This is a genomic window from Paenibacillus sp. FSL F4-0097 (genome assembly GCF_038593125.1).
Taxonomy (GTDB): Bacteria; Bacillota; Bacilli; order Paenibacillales; family Paenibacillaceae; genus Paenibacillus_AQ; species Paenibacillus_AQ odorifer.
The window spans coordinates 1,539,378-1,559,935 of sequence record NZ_CP151965.1; the positions used below are offsets into that span (position 1 = coordinate 1,539,378).

Annotated in this window: 13 protein-coding genes; 8 read left to right on the plus strand and 5 right to left on the minus strand. The window is 46.5% G+C overall.

The window, feature by feature from the left end; translation table 11 throughout:
* Positions 1-160: 160 nt before the first annotated feature.
* The 4 genes from MHH86_RS06800 (at position 161) to MHH86_RS06815 (ending at position 2,775) form a co-directional block, all read left to right on the plus strand.
* Entirely contained in the window at positions 161-934 is a 774-nt protein-coding gene (locus MHH86_RS06800) for an SDR family NAD(P)-dependent oxidoreductase (protein WP_076316710.1), read from the plus strand.
* A 497-nt stretch (positions 935-1,431) separates the two neighbouring features.
* Entirely contained in the window at positions 1,432-1,791 is a 360-nt protein-coding gene (locus MHH86_RS06805; RefSeq protein WP_036675871.1) for a hypothetical protein, read from the plus strand.
* Between the two features lie 212 nt (positions 1,792-2,003).
* Positions 2,004-2,186, plus strand: coding sequence for a hypothetical protein (locus MHH86_RS06810; RefSeq protein ID WP_036675869.1), 183 nt, complete (start codon positions 2,004-2,006; stop codon positions 2,184-2,186).
* Positions 2,179-2,775 (plus strand): zeta toxin family protein, encoded by a 597-nt coding sequence (locus MHH86_RS06815; protein WP_036675867.1) that lies wholly within the window; start codon positions 2,179-2,181, stop codon positions 2,773-2,775. Before MHH86_RS06810 ends, MHH86_RS06815 begins: the two co-directional genes overlap by 8 nt.
* A 124-nt stretch (positions 2,776-2,899) precedes the next feature.
* Here the strand turns inward: MHH86_RS06815 and nrdF are convergent, their stop codons facing one another.
* The 5 genes from nrdF to MHH86_RS06840 all read right to left on the minus strand — a co-directional run bounded on the left by nrdF (position 2,900) and on the right by MHH86_RS06840 (position 10,140).
* Positions 2,900-3,859 carry a class 1b ribonucleoside-diphosphate reductase subunit beta gene (nrdF, locus tag MHH86_RS06820; RefSeq protein WP_076099522.1) on the minus strand — a complete coding sequence of 320 codons (960 nt, stop codon included), beginning with the start codon at positions 3,857-3,859 and terminating at the stop codon, positions 2,900-2,902.
* Positions 3,860-3,898: 39 nt separating this feature from the next.
* Complete coding sequence (gene nrdE, locus MHH86_RS06825) at positions 3,899-5,983, minus strand: class 1b ribonucleoside-diphosphate reductase subunit alpha (protein WP_036675863.1); 2,085 nt, start codon at positions 5,981-5,983, stop codon at positions 3,899-3,901.
* Complete coding sequence (nrdI, locus tag MHH86_RS06830; RefSeq protein WP_036675861.1) at positions 5,970-6,329, minus strand: class Ib ribonucleoside-diphosphate reductase assembly flavoprotein NrdI; 360 nt, start codon at positions 6,327-6,329, stop codon at positions 5,970-5,972. The genes nrdE and nrdI overlap by 14 nt, the downstream gene beginning before the upstream one ends.
* 403 nt (positions 6,330-6,732) lie before the next feature.
* Complete coding sequence (locus MHH86_RS06835) at positions 6,733-8,382, minus strand: helix-turn-helix domain-containing protein (RefSeq protein ID WP_052096847.1); 1,650 nt, start codon at positions 8,380-8,382, stop codon at positions 6,733-6,735.
* A 30-nt stretch (positions 8,383-8,412) separates the two neighbouring features.
* Positions 8,413-10,140: a sensor histidine kinase gene (locus MHH86_RS06840; protein ID WP_244886431.1), complete on the minus strand. Its 1,728-nt coding sequence runs from the start codon at positions 10,138-10,140 to the stop codon at positions 8,413-8,415.
* A 323-nt stretch (positions 10,141-10,463) separates the two neighbouring features.
* On the opposite strand from MHH86_RS06840, the gene MHH86_RS06845 reads away from it, so the two are divergent.
* From MHH86_RS06845 to MHH86_RS06860, 4 genes are all read left to right on the plus strand, one after another.
* A complete protein-coding gene (locus MHH86_RS06845; RefSeq protein WP_038569278.1) occupies positions 10,464-11,807 on the plus strand; it encodes a sugar ABC transporter substrate-binding protein in 1,344 nt (447 codons plus the stop codon).
* Positions 11,808-11,905: 98 nt separating this feature from the next.
* On the plus strand, positions 11,906-12,844 hold the full coding sequence (locus MHH86_RS06850; protein ID WP_036675858.1) for a sugar ABC transporter permease: 939 nt from the start codon (positions 11,906-11,908) through the stop codon (positions 12,842-12,844).
* A 15-nt stretch (positions 12,845-12,859) separates the two neighbouring features.
* The gene (locus MHH86_RS06855; RefSeq protein WP_080742424.1) at positions 12,860-13,699 is read left to right on the plus strand and encodes a carbohydrate ABC transporter permease; all 840 of its coding nucleotides are present in this window, start codon (positions 12,860-12,862) and stop codon (positions 13,697-13,699) included.
* Between the two features lie 149 nt (positions 13,700-13,848).
* Positions 13,849-20,523 carry an S-layer homology domain-containing protein gene (locus tag MHH86_RS06860; protein ID WP_342479665.1) on the plus strand — a complete coding sequence of 2,225 codons (6,675 nt, stop codon included), beginning with the start codon at positions 13,849-13,851 and terminating at the stop codon, positions 20,521-20,523.
* The last annotated feature ends 35 nt before the right edge of the window (positions 20,524-20,558 follow it).

The window sequence follows — 20,558 nt, forward strand, 5'->3', positions numbered from 1 at the left end:
GATTGCTATATACAATTAAATACAATAAAGTTGTCATATAGAGGATAATTTTGTCGATTTTTCTGCAAAAATGTTCCAATCCACACTGTATCAGGTGACATTAGGGTCTATGAGGTTCAAATCCTCTTCCTGAAAAAGACATAAGAAAGTGGTGCGCATAATGAGTAGCAACAGATTTGAAAACAAAGTAGTTATTATTACGGGTGCTGGTACCGGAATCGGAAAAGCTACAGCATTGAGAGTAGCAAGAGAGGGTGGTACTGTAGTAGTTGCCAATCGATCAGATGCTGGCGCTAACACAGTCGAAGAAATCAAAGCTTTAGGTGGAGAAGCACTGTTTGTGCGGTCAGACGTTTCAGTTGAAGCAGACTGCAAAAATATCGTAGATCAAACCTTAGCAGCTTATGGAAAGATTGATTGCCTTTATAATAACTCAGCAATTACAGGAGATAATGCGGATGTTACAGAATATGATCCGATATTGTTTCAAAAGGTGATTCAGACAAATCTTAATGGCCAATTCTACATGTTGCATTATGCATTACCACATATGAAATCCGGTGCTTCCGTTCTAAACTGTTCCTCCTTGCATGGTATTTTTATTGGGATGGCAAATGATGCAGCTTATTCAGCAAGTAAACACGCCATTGTGGGCATGACTAAATCGGTTGCTAAAGAAGTGGGTCACCGTAATATCAGAGTAAATACTATTTGCCCTGGTCCTATCCCTACACCAACCATGAACAGATACGAAAAGCTGTTGTCTGATGATGTAGAGATGCTTCAATCTCTTATCGCTTCTGGAACGGCTTTGGGCAGATATGGTACGCCTGAGGAAGTAGCTGCTTTTGCATGTTTCCTTCTAAGTGATGAGGCTTCATTTATTACAGGTACAGCACATGTGATTGACGGGGGCTACTCCGCAACTAAGTAATTAGTCGGATTAATCTACTTATATAAGCATCTAGTATCGAAGGCTTTGCGGCGTATTCCTGTTCGGAAATCCTGTAGGATAAATGGACTGGAGTTGAAGGCGCACGCAGAGCCTTTTTTAGTTGTTTCTAAATGATAACGGAATTACACAAGTGTGAATGAAATTAAGGCAAATATAACCATGGATATGTTGGAATTTGTAGAAATTTGTATTTTAATATAAATAAAAAAAGAAATTTGTCGATAATAATATAGGTAATAGGTATGAGTTAAAATATATTAGAAAGGATGTTGCAATAAAACGATACAGGAAATAGATGTCATTTACTATTGATTGTAACGATATGGCATCATTTAAACAAGGCAGTTTGTTCCAAACCCAGTTGCCAAAAGTAGAAGTTACTAAAAAGCCTGGGCAGAAATTTTTTGTCTGTTGGAGTTACATACATTTCTTTCTATTATTAAAAAATAACTATTAAAACTTGGAGGAATACAATTATGTCATACACAATTAAATACAACAAAAGTGAAAACCACATCGATGTAGTATCTATCGATTTTTCTGCTGAGGATGTTCCAGGATACTTGAAAGATTTTGAGAATATCATGAAGCTTGTTAGTCCTAAATTTACGGGTACAACTGATGTAACTGAATCTGCAAGTGTACTTTCTCCTGAAGTTGCAGCAATGTTGGCTCCAACAGGTGAGATGGCGAAAGCAGCTGGTCAAGCAGGATGGGCTTATGTAACTAAAAACCCAATTTGGAAAATGCAATTGAAACGTATTTTTGGCAGAGATTTTGCTGATGCTTACGATACCTATGAAGAAGCTAGAACAGTACTGAAAAAATTGCAATAATCTAATAAATAGAGTTAGCAAAAAGTGCGGAGAGCTTTCTCCGCACTTTTTGTTTTTCTTTGGAAAACTTATGCCTATATAGTGGAGATACTATGGATATGAATAGCCAGTAGAGCAAGCTTGTTTTGTTTGAAGAGGTTTATTCGGCTAGAGTTTAATCCAAAAAGAGTATGCTATAATGATGATAAGAATGCCTACAGGATGGAAGGTGAATGGTTATGAATCTTGTTCAAGATTTGCATAAATTAATCAAGCTTACAGGCGAACGAGCCAAGTTGGATGCAAAAGCAAACGGAACTTACATTGTATATAAAACGAAAAATGGTTTGATTGTTAAGGAATATCCAAATGGTGTGATCGTACCTATAGATAATCAGGAGACATCTCATGAGTGAGCCCTCTGCGATGATGTATGTATTTGCTGGGAATAATGGCAGCGGGAAAAGTACAATTAGGAATTTGATTGTAGATCGACTTGGAATTAGTGTGAATATCGATCCTGATGCTTTAGCTCGCCGCATTGATCCCGATGATCCAAACCGTCGGAAGATATCCGCAGGTAAAGAGGCGATAAGACTAGCTAGGAACTGTATAGACAATAGGCGTGATTTCACAATAGAGACAACATTGGCCGGTGGAAATGTAATTCGACTCATGCAGAGTGCTAAGGAAAGCGGTTTTGAGACAACTATGTTCTTTGTAGGACTTGGTGATTATCAGCTAAATATCGAACGGGTTGCTTTACGCGTTCGAAATGGTGGCCACGATATTCCAACTGAGGATATTATTAGAAGACATACAACATCAATTCAAAACTTACTTTCTAATTTGTACCTTATTGATCATTTGATTGTTATCGACAACAGTAAGTCGGATGGAGAAATTGTTTTGGAAGCAGGGTATTGCTCTATAAAATATCAGGTTGATCCTCTCCCAGCTTGGGTCCATAAAATTAAGGAGAATTTAAAAGTTGAACCATTATAAATAACCTTAGTCCGAAAGCCTACTGGACTAAGGTTATTTAATTTAGACATGAAACATTTATTGTAAATAATATAATACACTTGAGCTGGCATCTATTAGATACAACAACCTCTGATGATTTTATTTAAAATTGAAAATCTTCATCCTTCAGTGGCTCCACATTAAGCGCCCGGACATATCCGTTGCCTTTCTTCGAGAAGAAGTCATGCTGCTTGGTGTGGGTGCTGATCCCGTTCTGAACAATCGGGTTGATCTCTTCCTCGTCAAATAGCGGATCATGGCCCAGATTCATCATCGCTTTATTGGCATTGTATCTTAGGAAAGTCTTAACCTCGTCCACCAATCCGATAGGGGCATAGATCTGCTCGGTATAACGCTCTTCATTCTCATGCAGCAGTCGAAGCAATTCTACCAGCGTATGGTGAAGTTCGCGTTGCTCGTCTTCTGGGAGCCCGTCAAAGATCTCTTGTGCCAGCACGCCGACATATACCCCATGGATGCTCTCATCCCGTAGAATAAGGTCGATGATCTCACCGCTGCAAGTCATTTTGCCCTGCCCAGCCAGATATAGGGGATAGAAGAAACCACTGTAGAACAAGTAGCTCTCGAGCAGGACGGAGGCTGCCATGGCAAGGTACAGGTCTTTAGGTGAGTCTATGTTTTTGTAATATTGTGATATGGTCTCCGCTTTGAACTGGAGGAAGGGGTTCTCTTCTACCCAGCGGAATACACTGTCGATCTCCTCTGTAGAGGACAAAGTGGTGAAAATACTGCTGTACGATTTGGCGTGAATTTGTTCCATCATACCCATGAAGCCCAGTACGGCTTTACGTTGAAGGCCTTCGACATGCTCCATAATCTGCGGCATACCGACTCCGCCTTGAATCGTATCCAGCAGTGTCAGACCGCCCAGCACCTTCATATAGGAGTCCTTTTCTTGCTCACTGAGCGTGAGCCAGGACATTTTATCATCGGATAATGGAATTTCATCGTCCGTCCAGAATTGCATAATGTTCTGATTCCAGAACATCAATGAGAAATCGTCGTCGGGACGGTTCCAGTTAACGGCTTGGATAGCGGTCATAATATTGCAATCTCCTTTTCTGCGGCTATAGCCTTCCTTTTAGATTGAGCAGGTGAGGCATTCCTCGACAGACAGCTTTTTGGTCCGGGTGTAATACAGCGACTTCAAGCCTTTATGCGCCGCATACAGGTAGGAGCGGGCCAGTTCTCTGGTGGAAACATCACTGTTAACATGCAGAACGGTCGAGATACCTTGGTCGATATGGGGCTGAATTTCCGCGATCAGATCGATTACCTTGAACTGGTCCATCTGGTAAGCCGATTTATAGAAAAACACATTGTCCGGCCGCAGGTACGGCATCGGATAATAAGTAGTTGAATTAGCATAAGTCCGAGTCTCAATCTGCTCAACAATCGGCATAACGCTTGAAGTGGCGTTTTGGATATAGGAAATGCTGGCCGTTGGCGCAATCGCCAAACGGTAAGCATGGTATAGGCCATTTGCTTTTACCGCATCCCGCAATTGTTCCCAGTCAGCTGGGGATGGGATATAAATATCTCCGAATAACTCTTGTACCCTTGGGGTAACCGGACGGTAATCGGTAGTCAGGTAACGCTCAAAATAAGCTCCCGTAGCATAATCAGAAGCCTCAAATCCATGGAAAGATCGGCCCGTCGCGGCAGCGATTTCCATGCTTTTCTCCAGCGAGTGGAAATTCATGGTCATAAAGAAGGTCCGGGCAAAATCGCGGGCCTGCTCGCTTTCATAAGCAATGTTGTTCTTAGCCAGATAGCCGTGCAGATTCATGACGCCAAGACCGACAGAGTGCATTTCCTTGTTTGCTTTGGCTACGCCTGGGGCATTGGAAATACTGGTCATATCGCTAACAGCGGTCAGGGCGATCATGCCCTCATGTACGGATTCACGGATTTTGCCATGTTCCATCACGTTAACAATGTTCAAGGAAGCCAGATTGCAGCTTACATCGCGGCGGATTGTACTCTCCTGTCCGTAGTCGGCAATCTCTGAGGTCTCCTGCAGCTGGAAGATTTCAGTACAAAGGTTGGACATTTTGATCTGTCCGACGTTTTTCAGGGCATGGGCCGCATTGGCATTGCTCTTGTTCATGATATATGGATAGCCAGATTCCAGCTGGATCATGGCAATTTTGGTCAGCATATCCCGTGCGCTCATAGCTTTCTTCTTTTTGACACGTGGATCGGCCAGCAGCTTATCATACATGTCATCCAGATCCATATCGTCGAGATGCGTTCCGTAGGCTTTGTACACACTGTAAGGAGCAAATACATGCAGCGCTTCATTGTCCTTCGCCAGCTTATAAAAGCGGTTCGGAATAATCAGGCCGATGGACAGGGTTTTGAGTCTTGTTTTTTCGTCGGCATTGATCTTCTTGCTGTCGAGGAATTCCAGAACGTCCCAGCCAAAAATGTTGTAATAGGCTGCTCCTGATCCTTTACGCTGACCCATCTGATCTGCATAGGAGAAGCCGTCTTCCATCAGCTTGAGTACAGGTATAATTCCCTTCGCAGCATCCTCAACACCCTTGATAGTTTCACCACGGGAGCGTAGCTTGGATAGGTTGACGGCCACACCGCCACCGATCTTCGACAACTGCATGCAGGTATTCAGCACATAGTTGATGGAATTGAGCGAGTCGTCCATTTCGATTAGGAAGCAGGAGACGAGCTCACCACGCCGGCTCTTACCGGCATTTAAGAAGGTTGGGGTCGCAGGTTGTAGGCGCTGTTCCATCATCGAACGGGCAAGTACCCCGGCAGTATCGGCGTTGCCGCGTCCCAGGTGAAGGGCGACTGCCGCCACACGGTCCGGGTAATGCTCCAGATATTGTTTGCGGTCATTGGTTTTTACAGCGTAATCCGTGTAGAACTTCGAAGCTGCCATATAAGATGGAAAACTGAAGTTGTAGGCGTGGGTAATCTGGTAGACTTCTTCAATCTCCGCCGTGCTGTACTGTTCGTAAAAATTCTCGTAGAAATCCTGTTCAATCATATAATCAACCTTGGCTTTTGTATTCGCAAAAACCAGACTCCGGCGCTCTACATCCCGCATAAATTCAGCTACTGCCTCAAGATCTTTGTCTAACTGAAAGAAGCCACTTTCGTCTCTCTTCATCAACATGTTGTTTAATTCAATATGCCGCAACCCGGCTCACCTCCTGTTTAATCCGTTCTACATCGCCAAATGTACCCGATAACTCAAATTTACCGATAACGGGCACGTTATACCGATCTGCAATCAAGTCCGCGCTGTGCGCGAACAGCTCGCCCCAGTTCTTATTGCCGCTGGCGGCTATGCCTTTCAGATTGGCATTATTGTTCTTCAAGAAAGTAGACACCTTTTCTGGAATCTGTCCAAAGCCGGTGGTATATGTAATAAGCACATAGGGCTCGTCAATCGTCATATGCTCCTCAATCTGCACAGCCGGCAACTTAAGTTTGCTGATGAAGCGTCTGACATTTCCTGTTTTTGAATCATACGCGACTAGCATGGTGTCTGTCCCCCTGTAAATATTAAAAACTATTGAAAATAGTATGAAAACTGAATGGATAAGCTTTAAATACTGAAAAATCGTATCTATACTATATTTAGTGTGCGTTGTTTATTTTAATTACTATATGTTGAAAAGTCAATATGGGAACAGCCGTCTTAATAGCTGGGAAAGTGTCTCGTAAGCGGTCTTTTGGCAGGCTTTTAGGGCAGAAAGACCGGAGTATTAGCATTTTGCTAGTTTAAAAATAAAAATAAAAAAATTGCAGGAGTAAGGGTGATACTTAGGGATGCTGCTGAGGGTGATGGCAAGCCAATAAATCTGCAAGGAACAGAGCCTGCTCCTTGCAGATTTATTGGCTTTATTTTTGCGAAGTGGGGTTATTCTTAATAATCTCTTGATCTCAAGAACGGTTGTTTACTCCGAGGCTTCGGTCAGGCGGTGAATCTGCTTTAAGTTGCTGCATGTATTCTCTGGGGGAAATTCCGGTTACCTTTTTGAAGACCTTGCTGAAATAGAAGGCACTCTCATATCCCAGCTTCTGTGAGATTTCGTAGATGCGACCTTCCCCGCGTGCCATCATTTCTTTGGCTGTCGTGATTTTGATCTCCGTGATATATTCCACATAGTTGACCTTGGCAACCTTGGAGAAAAGGTGGCTCAGATAGTTGGGACTGAAATTGAAGACATCCGCCACTTGATTGAGCGAGAGCTTAGTTCCGAGATTTCGTTTAATATACTCTTGGACATTTTTGACGAGCTGCTCCTTGTAGCTTTGTCTGCGGGTAGAGAGGATGTCCGAGCAACCGTCCCTGAACTGGATCAGCCAGCCGGCGATCTCTTCAATCGTATGCATCTGGTAGATAGCCCGGTAGCCCTCCGGTTCATTTTCGAAAATTTGCTCCACAATATTCTCACCGTCTGCAAGTAGTGAAGTGGCCATATACAGAATGTTGCAGGCGGCATCAGTGGCGGGAACCAGCAGGTCGGCCCGGCCGTCGAAGATTTCGATCATTTTGGAGATAATGGCGTATAAAGCTTGGGTATCCATTTCTTCAAAAGCACGGCGGATCTCTGTACGCAATTCGGAGAAATCAAACAACAGATGATCCTGCTCCAGCGACTCTCCTTCGGCAAAAAACACAAACGACTGTGCTTTAACCGCAGCAGGAAGCGCTTTTCGCGCAGCGAGGTAGCTTTCCCGCAGCAAATAAGGATCCTCGACCGCAAAGCCGATCGCGCCGATGATCCTTACATTGAAGTAGTTATGGAGTATGGAGGCCATATGGGTCAATAGCATTTCAATCTCAGGCATCCATTGCCGTGAATCCGTCCCGTTGACGGGCAGGGTTACAGCAAAATTGCGCAAGTCCAGACTGGTCACATAACAAGGTCTTATGGAAGTAAGCGTATCTTTGGCCATTTGGACGGTACTTGAGCACAGAGCAACCATTTTATCGCCGCGGGGCGGGACACTGTCTGGTCCCAAAATACGGCAAGTGCAGACTAGATAAGCAGGTTCCTTGAGCTCAAGGTTTAAATCATCTCTCTGCAGAAGGTACTGGTTTTTATTTGCGAATAAGTTATTGAACAGGCGGATGAAAAATTTATCGCGTTGGGCTTGTAGATTGCCTCTATGAGCAAGCATGGGATAGCTGTCTAGGGTTTGAAAAGCCTCCAATTGGGAAATTGCTTTCCGAATGGAGGCATCAAGTGCCTCTGGTGTCAGTTCCAGCTTCACTAGATAATCTGTGGCTTGCACTTCAATCGCTCCACGTGCGTATTCGAATTCCTCGTAGCTTGTTAAGATGATAAACAGCGGAAGCCGGCCGTGTTTTTTGCGTACCGCATTGGCAACTTCTAAGCCGCTTTTAATTGGCATTTTTATATCGCTGATTACAATGTCAGGACGGAGGGTGTCAATCATTTCTTCCTCTTGAGCCCCGTTGTGTGCAATGCCGACAATTTCTATATTATATTGCTCCCACTTCAGCATGGACTGCAAGCCGATACAGACCAGCGCCTCGTCATCAGCGATTAACAACTTGATCAATTCCATCACATCCTTGCTTGGTATGCTACTCTATTCCTTTTGCAGGAACGGCAGAAGAATCTTCATCCGGGTATATTGGCCCGACTCACTCTCAATCGAAAGACCGTAATTATCCCCAAATGCCAGGCGCAAACGTTCATTTACGCTGCGGAGTCCAATATTCTCGGGCATTTCTTTGCTTCCGTCACCTGGATTCGACAGAATCGTGGAGATTTCTTCTTCCTTCATCCCTACACCGTTGTCTTCAATCGTAACTAGAATATCGGCGAATCCACTTTTGGCCACCTTAATGAGAATTTCTCCTCTGCCTTTGGGCTCAATGCCATGGAAGATGGCGTTCTCGACCAGGGGCTGGAGCGTGAACCGTGGAATTAGGCCGGTTAGCAGTTCCTCGTTGTCAATCTCCTTTACCATAGAGACCGTACTGCCATAGCGGTATTTCTGAATCAGAAAATAATCATCCAGCAGGCTCAGCTCATCCTTCAGCGGCATCAGTCTACGGTTGTCTTTGGCGATGCTGCGCAGCAGTCTAGATAGTGAAGTGGTCATTTCTGCGATGCCGGTAGCATTCTGAATTGTAGCCATCCATTTGATCGAATTCAGTGTGTTGTACAGGAAATGGGGATTGATCTGACTCTGCAGCATCCGGTATTCCAGCTCCTGTTTCTGTTTCTCGTCAGCGAGCCGGCTGTCCATAAGCGCTACGATATCTTGGGACAGGCGGTTAATACCCCGTCCGACATCGCCAAGCTCGCTGTTCCATTCGATATTGCGGTCCAGCAGGAAATTGCCCTGGGCGATCTTATCAATCCGCTTCTTCAGTTTTTCCACCGGAAGACTGATGGTACGGGTCAGATACAGCGTAATGATAGCGCTTAAGACAATAACCAGGAGACAGACGCCGAGCATAACCAGAATCCATATATTTGTCTTGGGAGCGAACAGGTCATTGGATAAAGTCTGTGACAGAATGACTCCGCTGCGTACGGGATAAGATACCACGATATGGCTCTCTTTCTCGTCCGCCAGCTTGACCATGGACAGCTCGGTTTGCGGACCGACAGGTTTATCATTGGTATAGGCCACCGGTTCATACGGCTCTGCAATGGCGATGACCTGATCGCCGATGAGCTGATAATGATGATTGCCGAGCGTCAGCAGCAGCCGGGAATTCTTCGGCAGGGAGTACCCCTTCAGCTTGTCGGTAATAACAGTGGTATTCGCTAACAGGTACACTGTTCCAACGCGGGAAGCTCCTTTGCCGTAAATAGGAAAAACAAAAGGAATTCCGTTCGTGTTGGAGAGCGGGTCCTTGATCACCCGGTCCCATTTCTCCTCGGCATCGTTGCTAAGGCCGGTAATTTGACCGATATTGTGTATGGTAAGCGGAACAGAGGTGCCGGTTTTATCCACCTGCAGAAACTTGCCGTTGCTATCCGTAACAATCAGACGGCGGGCATAGCTGTTGGAGCGGTTGTTCAGGAAGTCCTGCTGCATCGAGTTGAATACATTAACTGCTTCCTTAGAGCTAGCCTTAGGTGAGCTGAAGTAGTCTGTGATCAGGGTATTAGTAGAAGAGTTAGTGCTGCAGGTCATCGCCAGGGATGACAGATCAATCAAATCCTGTTCAATAATATGAGATACCAGCTGCAGATTGAACTCGGTCGCCTGGATGGTTGTTTTACGCTGATAATAAGTAATTAATTCATAGCTGAAAAAAGAAAGCAGCGACGCTATCAGCAGTGCGAATACGGCCATGAGCAGAATAATGCGACTTTTAATGGTGGATTTTCTTACCGTATTTAACACTCCTCTACAAAATGTGAAAACATATAAAGCGTTTTCATATACCATAGCATATTCCTGCGTTCCGATACAGGGGGAGGTACATAAGCTGAATATTTTACATGTTTTAGATAGAAAATTACAGGTTTGAACCGGAGCAGGGAAGAAGAACACAGAAAAGTGAATGAACTTTGTTTGATAATGCATGCCATTCTTGCGGAAAAAGCTATAAACTTTGAACTAAGCTCAGAAGAGCCGATCGTAGTTACACAATCAGAAGAAAAGGGGATATTTAAATGAAACTGAAAAGATTCTATGGCATAACCCTCGCCACAGTATTCTCCATGAGTCTGCTGGCTGGATGTTCTGGTAATAACAACAACGAAGGTGCTGCTGCAACGACAGCTCCAGCAACGGGGAATTCTGCAAACGCTTCCGCTGAACCGAGCCAGGAGCCTGTGACTTTGAAATGGGCCTTGTGGGATTGGGAAGCTACCGCTTACTACAAGCCACTGATCGATGCCTACAAAGCTGAGCATCCGAATGTAACGATCGAATATGTCGATCTGGGGTCGACGGACTATATGACCATGTTAAGCACACAACTGTCCGGTGGCGCAGATCTGGACGTACTTACAATTAAAGATATTCCGGGCTACTCGAACCTTGTGAAACAGAATCACCTGGAGCCGCTTAAAAGCTTTATGAGTGGCAACGCTATTGATCCTTCGGTATATGGAGGTACTGTAGAACAAATCGAAGTGAACGATGAGGTGTATGCGCTTCCTTTTCGCAGCGATTTCTGGATTCTCTACTACAATAAAGATTTGTTCGACAAAGCAGGAGTGGAATATCCAAGCAATGATATGACATTCGAGCAATATGATGAGTTGGCCAGAAAAATGACTTCTGGCAGCGGTTCTGAAAAAGTGTACGGAGCTCACTACCATACTTGGCGTAGTGCGGTTCAACTGTTCGGTATTCTGGACGGCAAGAACACTGTTGTTGACGGAAACTACGATTTCTTGAAGCCAACCTATGAGCGGATCCTGAAAGAACAGGAAGACGGCATCGTAATGGATTACGCCACACTGAAGACTTCAAGCACGCACTATTCTGGCGTATTCTACAATAATTCCGTTGCTACTATGAACATGGGCAGCTGGTTTATCGCTACACAGATTGAGAAAGTGAAGAGCGGCGAGTCCCAATCGGCTAACTGGGGCATTGCGAAATACCCTCATCCGGATGGTGTGGAAGCCGGTACAACCCTGGGTACAATTACTTCTCTGGCTGTAAATCAGAAATCCAAACATAAAGAAGCAGCACTTGATTTCATGAAATTCGTGACTGGTGAAGAAGGCGCTAAAGTTATTGCTTCCACCGGAACCATTCCAGCGATTAAGAATGATGAAGTTATCAATTCCATTACTTCCATCGAGGGCTTCCCTGCGGATGAGAACAGCAAAGCGGCACTGACTACTGTTAAGACTTATCTGGAAATGCCTATGCATGAAAAGAGCGCGGACATCGAAGTTATTTTGAATGAAGCGCATGACAATATTATGACTAAAAATGCTTCGATTGACGAAGGTTTGGATGATATGAATGCTCGCGTACAGCAGCTCTTGAATAATTAACCTTAAGAGAGCCGGTTCTAAGGGCGGGTGAAAGCCCGCCTTTTATATTAAAGCGTATAGATTTGTGGGGAAGTTTTAGAAGGTTTGGAGGAGAAAGAATGCAGAACGAAACCATATTGGGTACAAAAAAGATCCCTAAACGTCATTTGTCAAAAGGTGTCCGGGAAAACCTGGTAGCTTACAGCTTCATTGCGCCGAACTTTATCGGATTTGCCCTGTTTACACTGGTACCTATGTTCTTTGCCTTTATCCTTGCTTTTGTGAAATGGGACGGGGCCAATCCAATGAAGTTTATCGGGCTGGACAATTTCACCCGGTTGATCAGAGATACAACATTTCACAAAGCATTATGGAATACCATTGTTTACACTATTGGCGTAGTACCGTTTACCATGATTGTCGCGCTGGCGCTGGCGATCCTGCTTAATCAGAAGATAATGGCCCGCAATTTCATGAGAACCGTATTCTTTTTCCCTTATGTAGCATCCCTGGTAGCCGTTGCTGCCGTATGGAACTTTATCTTCAGTCCTACGATGGGTCCGATCAACAATATCCTGCATACCCTTACCGGTATCCCGCTGGAGGATCTTCCCCGCTGGGCGGCGGATAAACACTGGGCGATGTTCACAGTAATACTGTTCACAGTGTGGAAAAACATGGGTTATTACATGGTTATTTACTTGGCAGGTCTGCAGGGCATCAACCCTGAATTGTATGAGGCTGCTGAACTTGATGGTGCGGGCGCGTGGAGAAGATTCCGCAATGTGACGGTCCCTCAACTGGCGCCTACCTCTTTCTTTGTTCTGATGATTCTAGTCATCAATTCGTTCAAAGTCTACGATATCTTTATCAACCTATTTGCCGGCGCCGATAACCAGTTGAATGATTCTACAAGGGTTATGGTGTATCAAATCTACAATACGGCGTTCCGCTCGCTTGATTACGGATATGCCAGCGCCATGGCCATTGTATTGTTTCTGCTGGTACTTGGCATCACCATCGTCCAGTTCCGCGGCGAGAAGAAATACGGACAATAGGAGGATTCAAAAGATATGGTTGGTAAAAGTAAAGGACTTAGAATCAGCCTTATGGTTCTTGTGTATATTTTGTTGTTTGCGACAGTACTGGCGATGCTGGTTCCGTATATATGGATGTTGTCTTCTTCACTCAAGATGAACAAAGATGTGTTTTCCTTCCCAATGCAGTGGATTCCACAGAATCCGCGCTGGGAGAATTTCGCGGATATCTGGACACGCATTCCGCTGGGCCGTTTTATTTACAATACGGCGAAATTATCGATTATCGTAACGATTCTACAACTACTGACTTCCAGCTTTGCTGCGTATGCGTTTTCCAAACTGCATTTCCGGGGAAAAAACATTCTATTCCTTGGATATATTGCAACAATTGCGATCCCTTGGCAGGCTTACATGGTGCCGCAATTTATCCTGATGCGTTACATGGGGCTTAACAACACGCATTTGGCAATCATACTGCTGCAGGCATTCTCGGCATTTGGAGTATTTCTGATGCGCCAGTTCTATCAAGGTGTTCCGGATGAATTATGCGAGGCTGCCCGTATTGACGGCTTGAGCGAATATGGAATTTGGGCGCGAATCATGCTGCCGTTGTCCAAGCCAGCATTGTCTACATTGACGATCTTCACCTTTGTCGCTACCTGGAATGACTTCCTGGGGCCAATGATTTATCTGACAGATACGAAACTCAAGACCATCCAAATCGGACTAAGAATGTTCATCTCGCAATATTCCGCCGAGTATGGCCTGATTATGGCTGCAAGTGTGGTGTCCATTATTCCGGTTGTGATTGTTTTCCTGGCTCTGCAAAAGTACTTTGTACAAGGTGTTGCAGCATCGGGCATTAAGGGCTAGAACCGTATTTGACCTGGCAGTTGCATGCTTCATAGGCTGCCAGGTTTTTTTATAAGTCAAAGGGGTCAGTATAACTCTAGTAATTATTCATTTAACAATGAAATGAATACGCTTTCTTTTATTATTGGCCATCAAAGGAGGAGAAGAGAATGAACAGAAGTCACTTTCGTAAAAGGTTTTTCTCAATAACGATGACTACTGCGCTCGTAGTTGGGATGTTTCCGGCATTCACTCTGTCTGCAGCCTCTGCTGCTACCGTAAATTCTATCTACGCTGCCGCCCATATGGGGGCGACAACAATTGCAGATACTACTCTGCCATCCAGCATTGATATCGGAGGCCAGAGCACAGCAGTGAACTGGAATATTGGTGCAGATACCTTTGCCGTGCCATACGATGCCGTGACCGTCAGCGGTACAGCGAACGGGGGGCGGGTCGTTGCCAGTGTGGAAGTTATTCCGCCCGCAAGTAATCCGTTGGTTTACTTTGTGGATAGCGGCAGAGGGGGCGATTCCGTAGGCAACGGGCCTACTTCCTCGCCGCTGTACGAAGCGGTTCGCACGCTGAGCGGCAGCGATTTGCTCAACCAGTCCCCCGACCAGAAGTATATCAGCGGTACGGCGGACTGGGGATTTGATGATTCCGTAAACAAGGTCAAGAATTCCAAAGACGGGGGACTTACCGATCCAGCTACTGATCCGTCCCTATGGACTGTCGGACTTCGTGCCGACCCTGCCAGCAATCATATCGTGTATAAATTAAAAGCGCTTGAAGCTGGAACCTATACGCTCAGCAGCGGTTTCCATGATTGGTATGGCAGCCGCTCCCGTGTAATACGTCCTCAGATCGAGTATAAGGATGCTAGCGGGGCAACCAAGACGATCTTGTTTGACCAGTTCAACACTAATGTGACTAAGCTAATTTCAGGCGAATTCACCATTCCTGGAGACATTGACGTTAGTAGTCCAATGACGTTGACTTACGCCTATGTTGCTGACGAAAAACCTATTTTGAGCTGGTTCGCCGTTGCCAAGGGCGGAATCAAGAAACAGATCGAAGAAGCTACACAGAGCGCAGCTTCTATGGTCAAGGTTCTGCTTGACGGCAACGATATCCAAGCTGACAATGTCAACGGCCTCACATTCAAGGGATTTGGTGTACTAAGCGCTAACAGCACCAGTGCGCTTTTGCTGGATTATAAGTCAGAGCATCCAGAGGCTTATGCAGAAACGCTTCAGATCTTATTTGGTGGAGAACATCCGCTCATGACGCATGTGAAAATCGAGATGGGCAATGACCGCAATAACTCCACCGGACCTGACCCGGCGACTATGCGTACGGCCGATGAAGAGGCAAATGTTACCCGGCATCCCGGCTTCCAGCTTGCCGCAGATGCCAAGGCAGTGAACCCTGATCTTAAAGTGAGCATCCTGCGATGGAGTGCTCCGGCCTGGGCGAATAACAACGACAAAATCTATACCTGGTACAAAAAAACCATTCTGGCCGCTTATCGTGAATACGGTTATATGGCCGATTACGTTAATCCTTATATCAACGAGCACGCTCCAGATTTGGCGTGGACCAAACAGTACGCTGAGAGAGTCAAGACTGACAGCGAAGGCTTCAACAGCACCGAAGAGCGGGAACTGTACAACCGGATCAAGTCTGTGATTTCCGATGAAGTCGGGATTGGTAGCTTCGGTGCCAGTATGGTGAGTGATCCTTCTCTGCGGGAAGCTGTGCCGATCGCTGGATACCACTACAACACGGACGACGACAGCGCAGGCAATTTCAAAAAACTCGCAGAACAATATGATATTGAGGTCTGGAACAGTGAGGCGCAGTCTACCTTCAGTAATTCCTCTTTCCGTCCTAACAACAATATGAAAGATCCTACAGTGGCAGGAACCGGCATTGGTGGTGTCGGCAGTCCGCTGGAGATGAGTAACACGATTATTAAAGGATTCGTTAACTCCCGCCGGACGCACTTTATTTACCAGCCAGCCATTGGCTCCTTCTATGAAGGCGGACAATATTCCTTCAAGGAATTGGTCAGCATGCGCGATCCGTGGTCAGGCTGGATTCATTATGATGCGGGTCTTGTTACTCTGCAGCATTACAGCTGGTTTGCGAATGTAGGCTGGGAGAACGAGGATAATACTGCTGGGATCTGGCGAGCGGTTCCTCAAGCCAGCTCCACAGGTGCGACAGGCACCAATCCGGTCAGCGGCCGCAACGGTTCCCCTAGCTATATAACCCTTGCAGCACCTGATAAAAAAGATTTCTCGACGGTTATCGTGAACGACAGCGAGTATTCCAAAATCTACAAGCTGCAGACAGTCAATATGGCTTATACGGGTAATCCATCCATGGAAGTATGGGAAACCCGTGCTGCTGATGCAGGAGAAGCGTTCAACAGCAATTATATGCAGTATCTCGGTGATATCACTGCTGATGGCAGCGGGGTGTATACCGTTAAAGTTAAACCGTATTCGACCGTGACCGTGTCTACTTTGAAGAACAAGGACAAAGAAGAATATAATACACCGCTGCCTGTAGAAGGCGAGCGTACCGTACTGGATACCGATACTACAGGAGCGGGACACAGTACTGGGGACAACATTCTGTACGCTGATGATTTTGACTATTCTAAGCAAACTGTCGTGAAGATTGGTGCAGGCGGCCAATATGAGGGTACCCAGAGCTATATTGAATCCCGCGGCGGTTCCCAAAGCGTTACCCCGCGTTATACCCATGACCGCAATGGGGCATTTGAGGCCTATCTTCCGGACGGGTCTGATAATTATGTCCTGCGGCAGCAGCTGGACACGGGAACCATGGGGCTTGGCGGCACATGGAACAGCGGAGATCCAGTAACGGCCATCGGCGACAACCGGTGGATGAACTACAAGGCCAGTGTTGATGTTTCGTTCGAAACAAACAATACTCAGGGCGGAGCCAATTATGCTGCGATAGGTGCCCGTTATCAGGGAGGTGGCAGTTCCCACTCCATAACCGGTACACCGTATGTGCTGAAATTCTGGTTCGACGGCGGCTGGCAGCTGCTGGTCAACAATAGCGCAGTTGCGAGCGGAAATGCCGCGAACGGTTCCGGCGGCGTGAAGATCGACGGATTCGATACCGCATATGACGCATGGCATAATATTGCCGTTCAGGTTGCGGGCGATAAAGTGACCGCCTATCTGGATGGGGTGAAGCTGGCTTCCTATACCGATCCTACTCCTGAATTGTCCGGCCGGGTAGATCTGGCCAGCGGCTACTATCACGTCCGCTTCGATAATTTGAAGGTGGAGAAGGTTGAGGGCTACACGCCGTATTATTCAGAGCTTCTAGACAATCTTGAAATGTATGACCTGGCTGCTGCTCCGAACCCTAAATTGATATATACCGGGTCGTGGAGCCATATAAACGGAGCGGGCATGTACATTTACCAGCGTTCTCTTTCTACCAGCCAGGCTGTAGACGCTGCAATGGAATACACGTTTGAAGGTACCGGACTGGATATTCTAGGAGCGAATAACGGATCGGCGAAGCTTGAGGTAACGGTGGACGGAAAAGTTATTACTCTATCGGCTGATACATTAGCTTCCAAGGAGCTGTACCAGACGTACACACTCCGCGGGCTTAAATATGGCCAGCACCATGTGCAAATAAAGGTGGTAAGCGGCACCTTGGTTGTCGATGCGGTGGCGGTTGTTTCCGGGGAAGTAACCGGCACTGTAGATACTGCTGCTCTTCAGGCGGCGGTAACAGCCGCGAAAGAAATGAACAAACAGGATGAATATTCGGACAGAGACTGGCAGCTCTTCGTAGATGCACAGAGCGCTGCACAGGAAGCGCTGGATAATCCTATTTTATACAAATTGGATCAGGAAGGAGTTACTCAGCTTGAAGCACGCCTGATCTCCGCCCAGAACCAGTTGACTACGGGAGATATACGGGAGCTTGTCGCTCCTCAGGATTTGGCTACTTATGCCGGAAAACTGCCGAATCTTCCAGACAAGGTGGAAGCCACTCGGGCAGACGGATCCAAATTGCTGGTATCAGTAAAGTGGAATGTAAATGCGGCCAGCTTCAATAATCCGTATGAACGGGTAGCTGTAACCGGCACTTATGGAAATCTGAAAACAACTTGTTATGTGGAAGTGGTGCCGGAGGGGCTCTTATACTTCCTCGATGCTGGTGTATCGGTGGACGGTATCACGCCGCCGTATACGTTAATCAAGGATTTTGTAGGTGACAGCTTGCTTAATAACAAGGCGGATCAGCCTTCGACAGGCAATAGCGTATGGGGGCATACCAGTACTAAGTACCTCCTCAAGGGGCTTGGTGGCGCTGTAGTTCCTTCTGATAAAAGTCAGACAGGTGTTTATGGTTCGGATACAAAAAATAATCCACTTGTATACCTGCTCCCTTTGAACGCAGGCAAATATACGATTACGTCATTCCATCGGGACTGGTGGAACAACACCAACCGCACGATGGATATTACGCTCAGCTATATTGACGCTGAAGGGAAAGAAGTGACCAAACCGGTCCGAACCGGCCTCGTCGCAGGTCCTAATGGCGCTATGATTAACTATGACTTCACGCTTCCGGTGAGCGGTACTGTGAAATACTCAATAAACAATACGTATTCAGGCAATCAGGCTGCATTGATCAGCTATGTGGCTGTAGCTAGAGATAAAGCCAGCGTTGCTAATGAGCAGGCTGTAAATGAGGCTAAGAGTATCATAGAAGGTGCGGTATACAGCGTGCAGAAGGAAGCGGCAAACAGCGAAGAAGCTGTCCAGACTTGGCTGCTGCAGACGATAGGCGCTCTGCCCGGTCTCAATGATACTGGAGTTGCGATCGGTGAGATTACCTTGGCTTCCTTCCAAGAAGCAACCGATGAGACTAACGGCAGCTTCAGCTTTACGGTATCACTGAGTAAGGGAGAGGCTACAGCGGACAGTTCAGCGAGCGGAACAATCAAGCTGCCGGAGCCGGATACTGTTCAGCCTTTGATTACTCTGTTAGGTGATGCGACAGTGATTTTGCACATCGGTTCTGAATATACAGATGCAGGAGCGACTGCTTATGATGACAAGGATGGTGATATTACAGACCGTATAACTACAACAGTTAGCAGTGAAGTATACGGCTTGACTGCTCTCGATACGGCGAAAGCTGATATTTATACCTTCCATTATAATGTCAGCGATACTGCAGGCAATGCGGCTGCGGAAGTGACAAGAAAAGTAGTCGTTGCACTTGATCCGGATGTAATGAAGCCGGTGATTACACTGCTTGGTGAACCATCCATTCAACTGGAAAATGGCGCAAGCTATACGGATGCCGGAGCCACAGCGGTAGATGACCGTGACGGCGACATTACGGAGCACATTGTAGCAACGATTACGAAGAATGAGGAGAATGTACTGGCACTGGACACTAAGGCGGCAGGCATCTACACCTATCATTATAATGTGAGTGATGCGGCGGGCAACGCGGCTATCGAAGTGACTAGAACCGTGACAGTGGGCGAAGCAGAGCAACCTCCGGTAGTGACACCAACACCAACACCAACACCAACGCCGGAACCGGCGCCAACAACAGCACCAACATCTACGCCGGCGCCAACGGAAGCACCAGTGTGGACGGCAGCACCAACGCCAGCAGTCACCCCGTCCCCGGCGCCAACACCGCTGCCGCAGGCCGAAAAGGTTCTTGATCGAAAGGATTTCACGGCACCGGTTGGAGGAGTAATAACGGTTCAGCTCACTGAAGCTACAGAATCCATACTGCTTCCAGCAGGACTATCAGGAATCATCGGAGAGAACACTCTACGTCTGGATTGGAGTAAGGTTGCTATCGATCTGACCCCAGAAGTGTTGAAGAGCATTCAAGAAAAAGCTACTGGAGGTCAAACGGAGGGGGCGCGAATTAAGCTCTCAGCAGTGAAGGTATCCAGAGATGCTGTGGAACAGTTAATCAATAATCGGGCTGTTAATGGTTCCGTACATTTATCTGCGGCAAGTGATGTGATCAACTTCAGCTTGGAGGTTGTTGCTGCGAACGGCACTGCTGTAACGGTAACTGCTTTTGATAAACCGTTGACACTTACGTTCAACGTAGATCCGGATGCCAATATAAGCTTGCTAGGCAGCTACTATATTTCTGCAAATGGTGCGCTTGATTTCATGGGCGGAACGTTGACTAATGGTAAGTGGACTGCTGAAATACGGCATTTCAGCCAGTATGCGGTCCTGGAATACGATAAGCTGTTCACGGATGTCAGCAGTGACAGCTGGGCCACTAATGTGATTAAGACCATGGCCGCGAAGCATATTATCGAAGGCATTTCCAGTACGGAATTTAATCCGCAAGGGGATGTAACTAGGGCACAATTCGCTGCTATGATTGCACGCGCGCTTGGGCTTAAGGCAGGAAGCCATGCAACATTTGGTGATGTGGATTCCAAGGCCTGGTATGCCGAAGCCGTTGCAGCTGTTAGCGGAGCTGGCATCGTGCTCGGACGAAGTGCAGATTCGTTCGCACCGGATCAGAGCATTACCCGCGAGGAAATGGCTGTGATGATCGTTCGTGCTTATGAATATTTGCAGGGAAGCGGGACCAATGAACCTGCTGTAGGATCGTTCAGTGATTATTCCCGGATTCATGACTGGGCGAAGAGCGCAGCAAATATCGCCGAGCAGGCGGGACTGATCAAGGGGCGCGGCAATAAGCAATTCGCGCCACAAGAGACGATGACCCGTGCCGAAGGTGCGCAAGTTATCTCCAATCTGCTGGGATATTTGTAAGTAGCATTTCAAAGAACCTGGCAGGCTGCATTAAG

Excerpts from the sequence above, each read along its gene's own strand:
- nrdI (WP_036675861.1), bottom strand. The coding sequence starts at position 6,329 with ATGCTAGTCGCGTATGATTCAAAAACAGGAAATGTCAGACGCTTCATC.
- MHH86_RS06800 (WP_076316710.1), top strand. The coding sequence starts at position 161 with ATGAGTAGCAACAGATTTGAAAACAAAGTAGTTATTATTACGGGTGCT.
- MHH86_RS06850 (WP_036675858.1), top strand. The coding sequence starts at position 11,906 with ATGCAGAACGAAACCATATTGGGTACAAAAAAGATCCCTAAACGTCAT.
- MHH86_RS06810 (WP_036675869.1), top strand. The coding sequence starts at position 2,004 with ATGGTTATGAATCTTGTTCAAGATTTGCATAAATTAATCAAGCTTACA.
- MHH86_RS06845 (WP_038569278.1), top strand. The coding sequence starts at position 10,464 with ATGAAACTGAAAAGATTCTATGGCATAACCCTCGCCACAGTATTCTCC.
- MHH86_RS06805 (WP_036675871.1), top strand. The coding sequence starts at position 1,432 with ATGTCATACACAATTAAATACAACAAAAGTGAAAACCACATCGATGTA.
- MHH86_RS06840 (WP_244886431.1), bottom strand. The coding sequence starts at position 10,140 with ATGGCCGTATTCGCACTGCTGATAGCGTCGCTGCTTTCTTTTTTCAGC.
- MHH86_RS06860 (WP_342479665.1), top strand. The coding sequence starts at position 13,849 with ATGAACAGAAGTCACTTTCGTAAAAGGTTTTTCTCAATAACGATGACT.
- nrdF (WP_076099522.1), bottom strand. The coding sequence starts at position 3,859 with ATGACCGCTATCCAAGCCGTTAACTGGAACCGTCCCGACGACGATTTC.
- MHH86_RS06815 (WP_036675867.1), top strand. The coding sequence starts at position 2,179 with ATGAGTGAGCCCTCTGCGATGATGTATGTATTTGCTGGGAATAATGGC.
- MHH86_RS06855 (WP_080742424.1), top strand. The coding sequence starts at position 12,860 with ATGGTTGGTAAAAGTAAAGGACTTAGAATCAGCCTTATGGTTCTTGTG.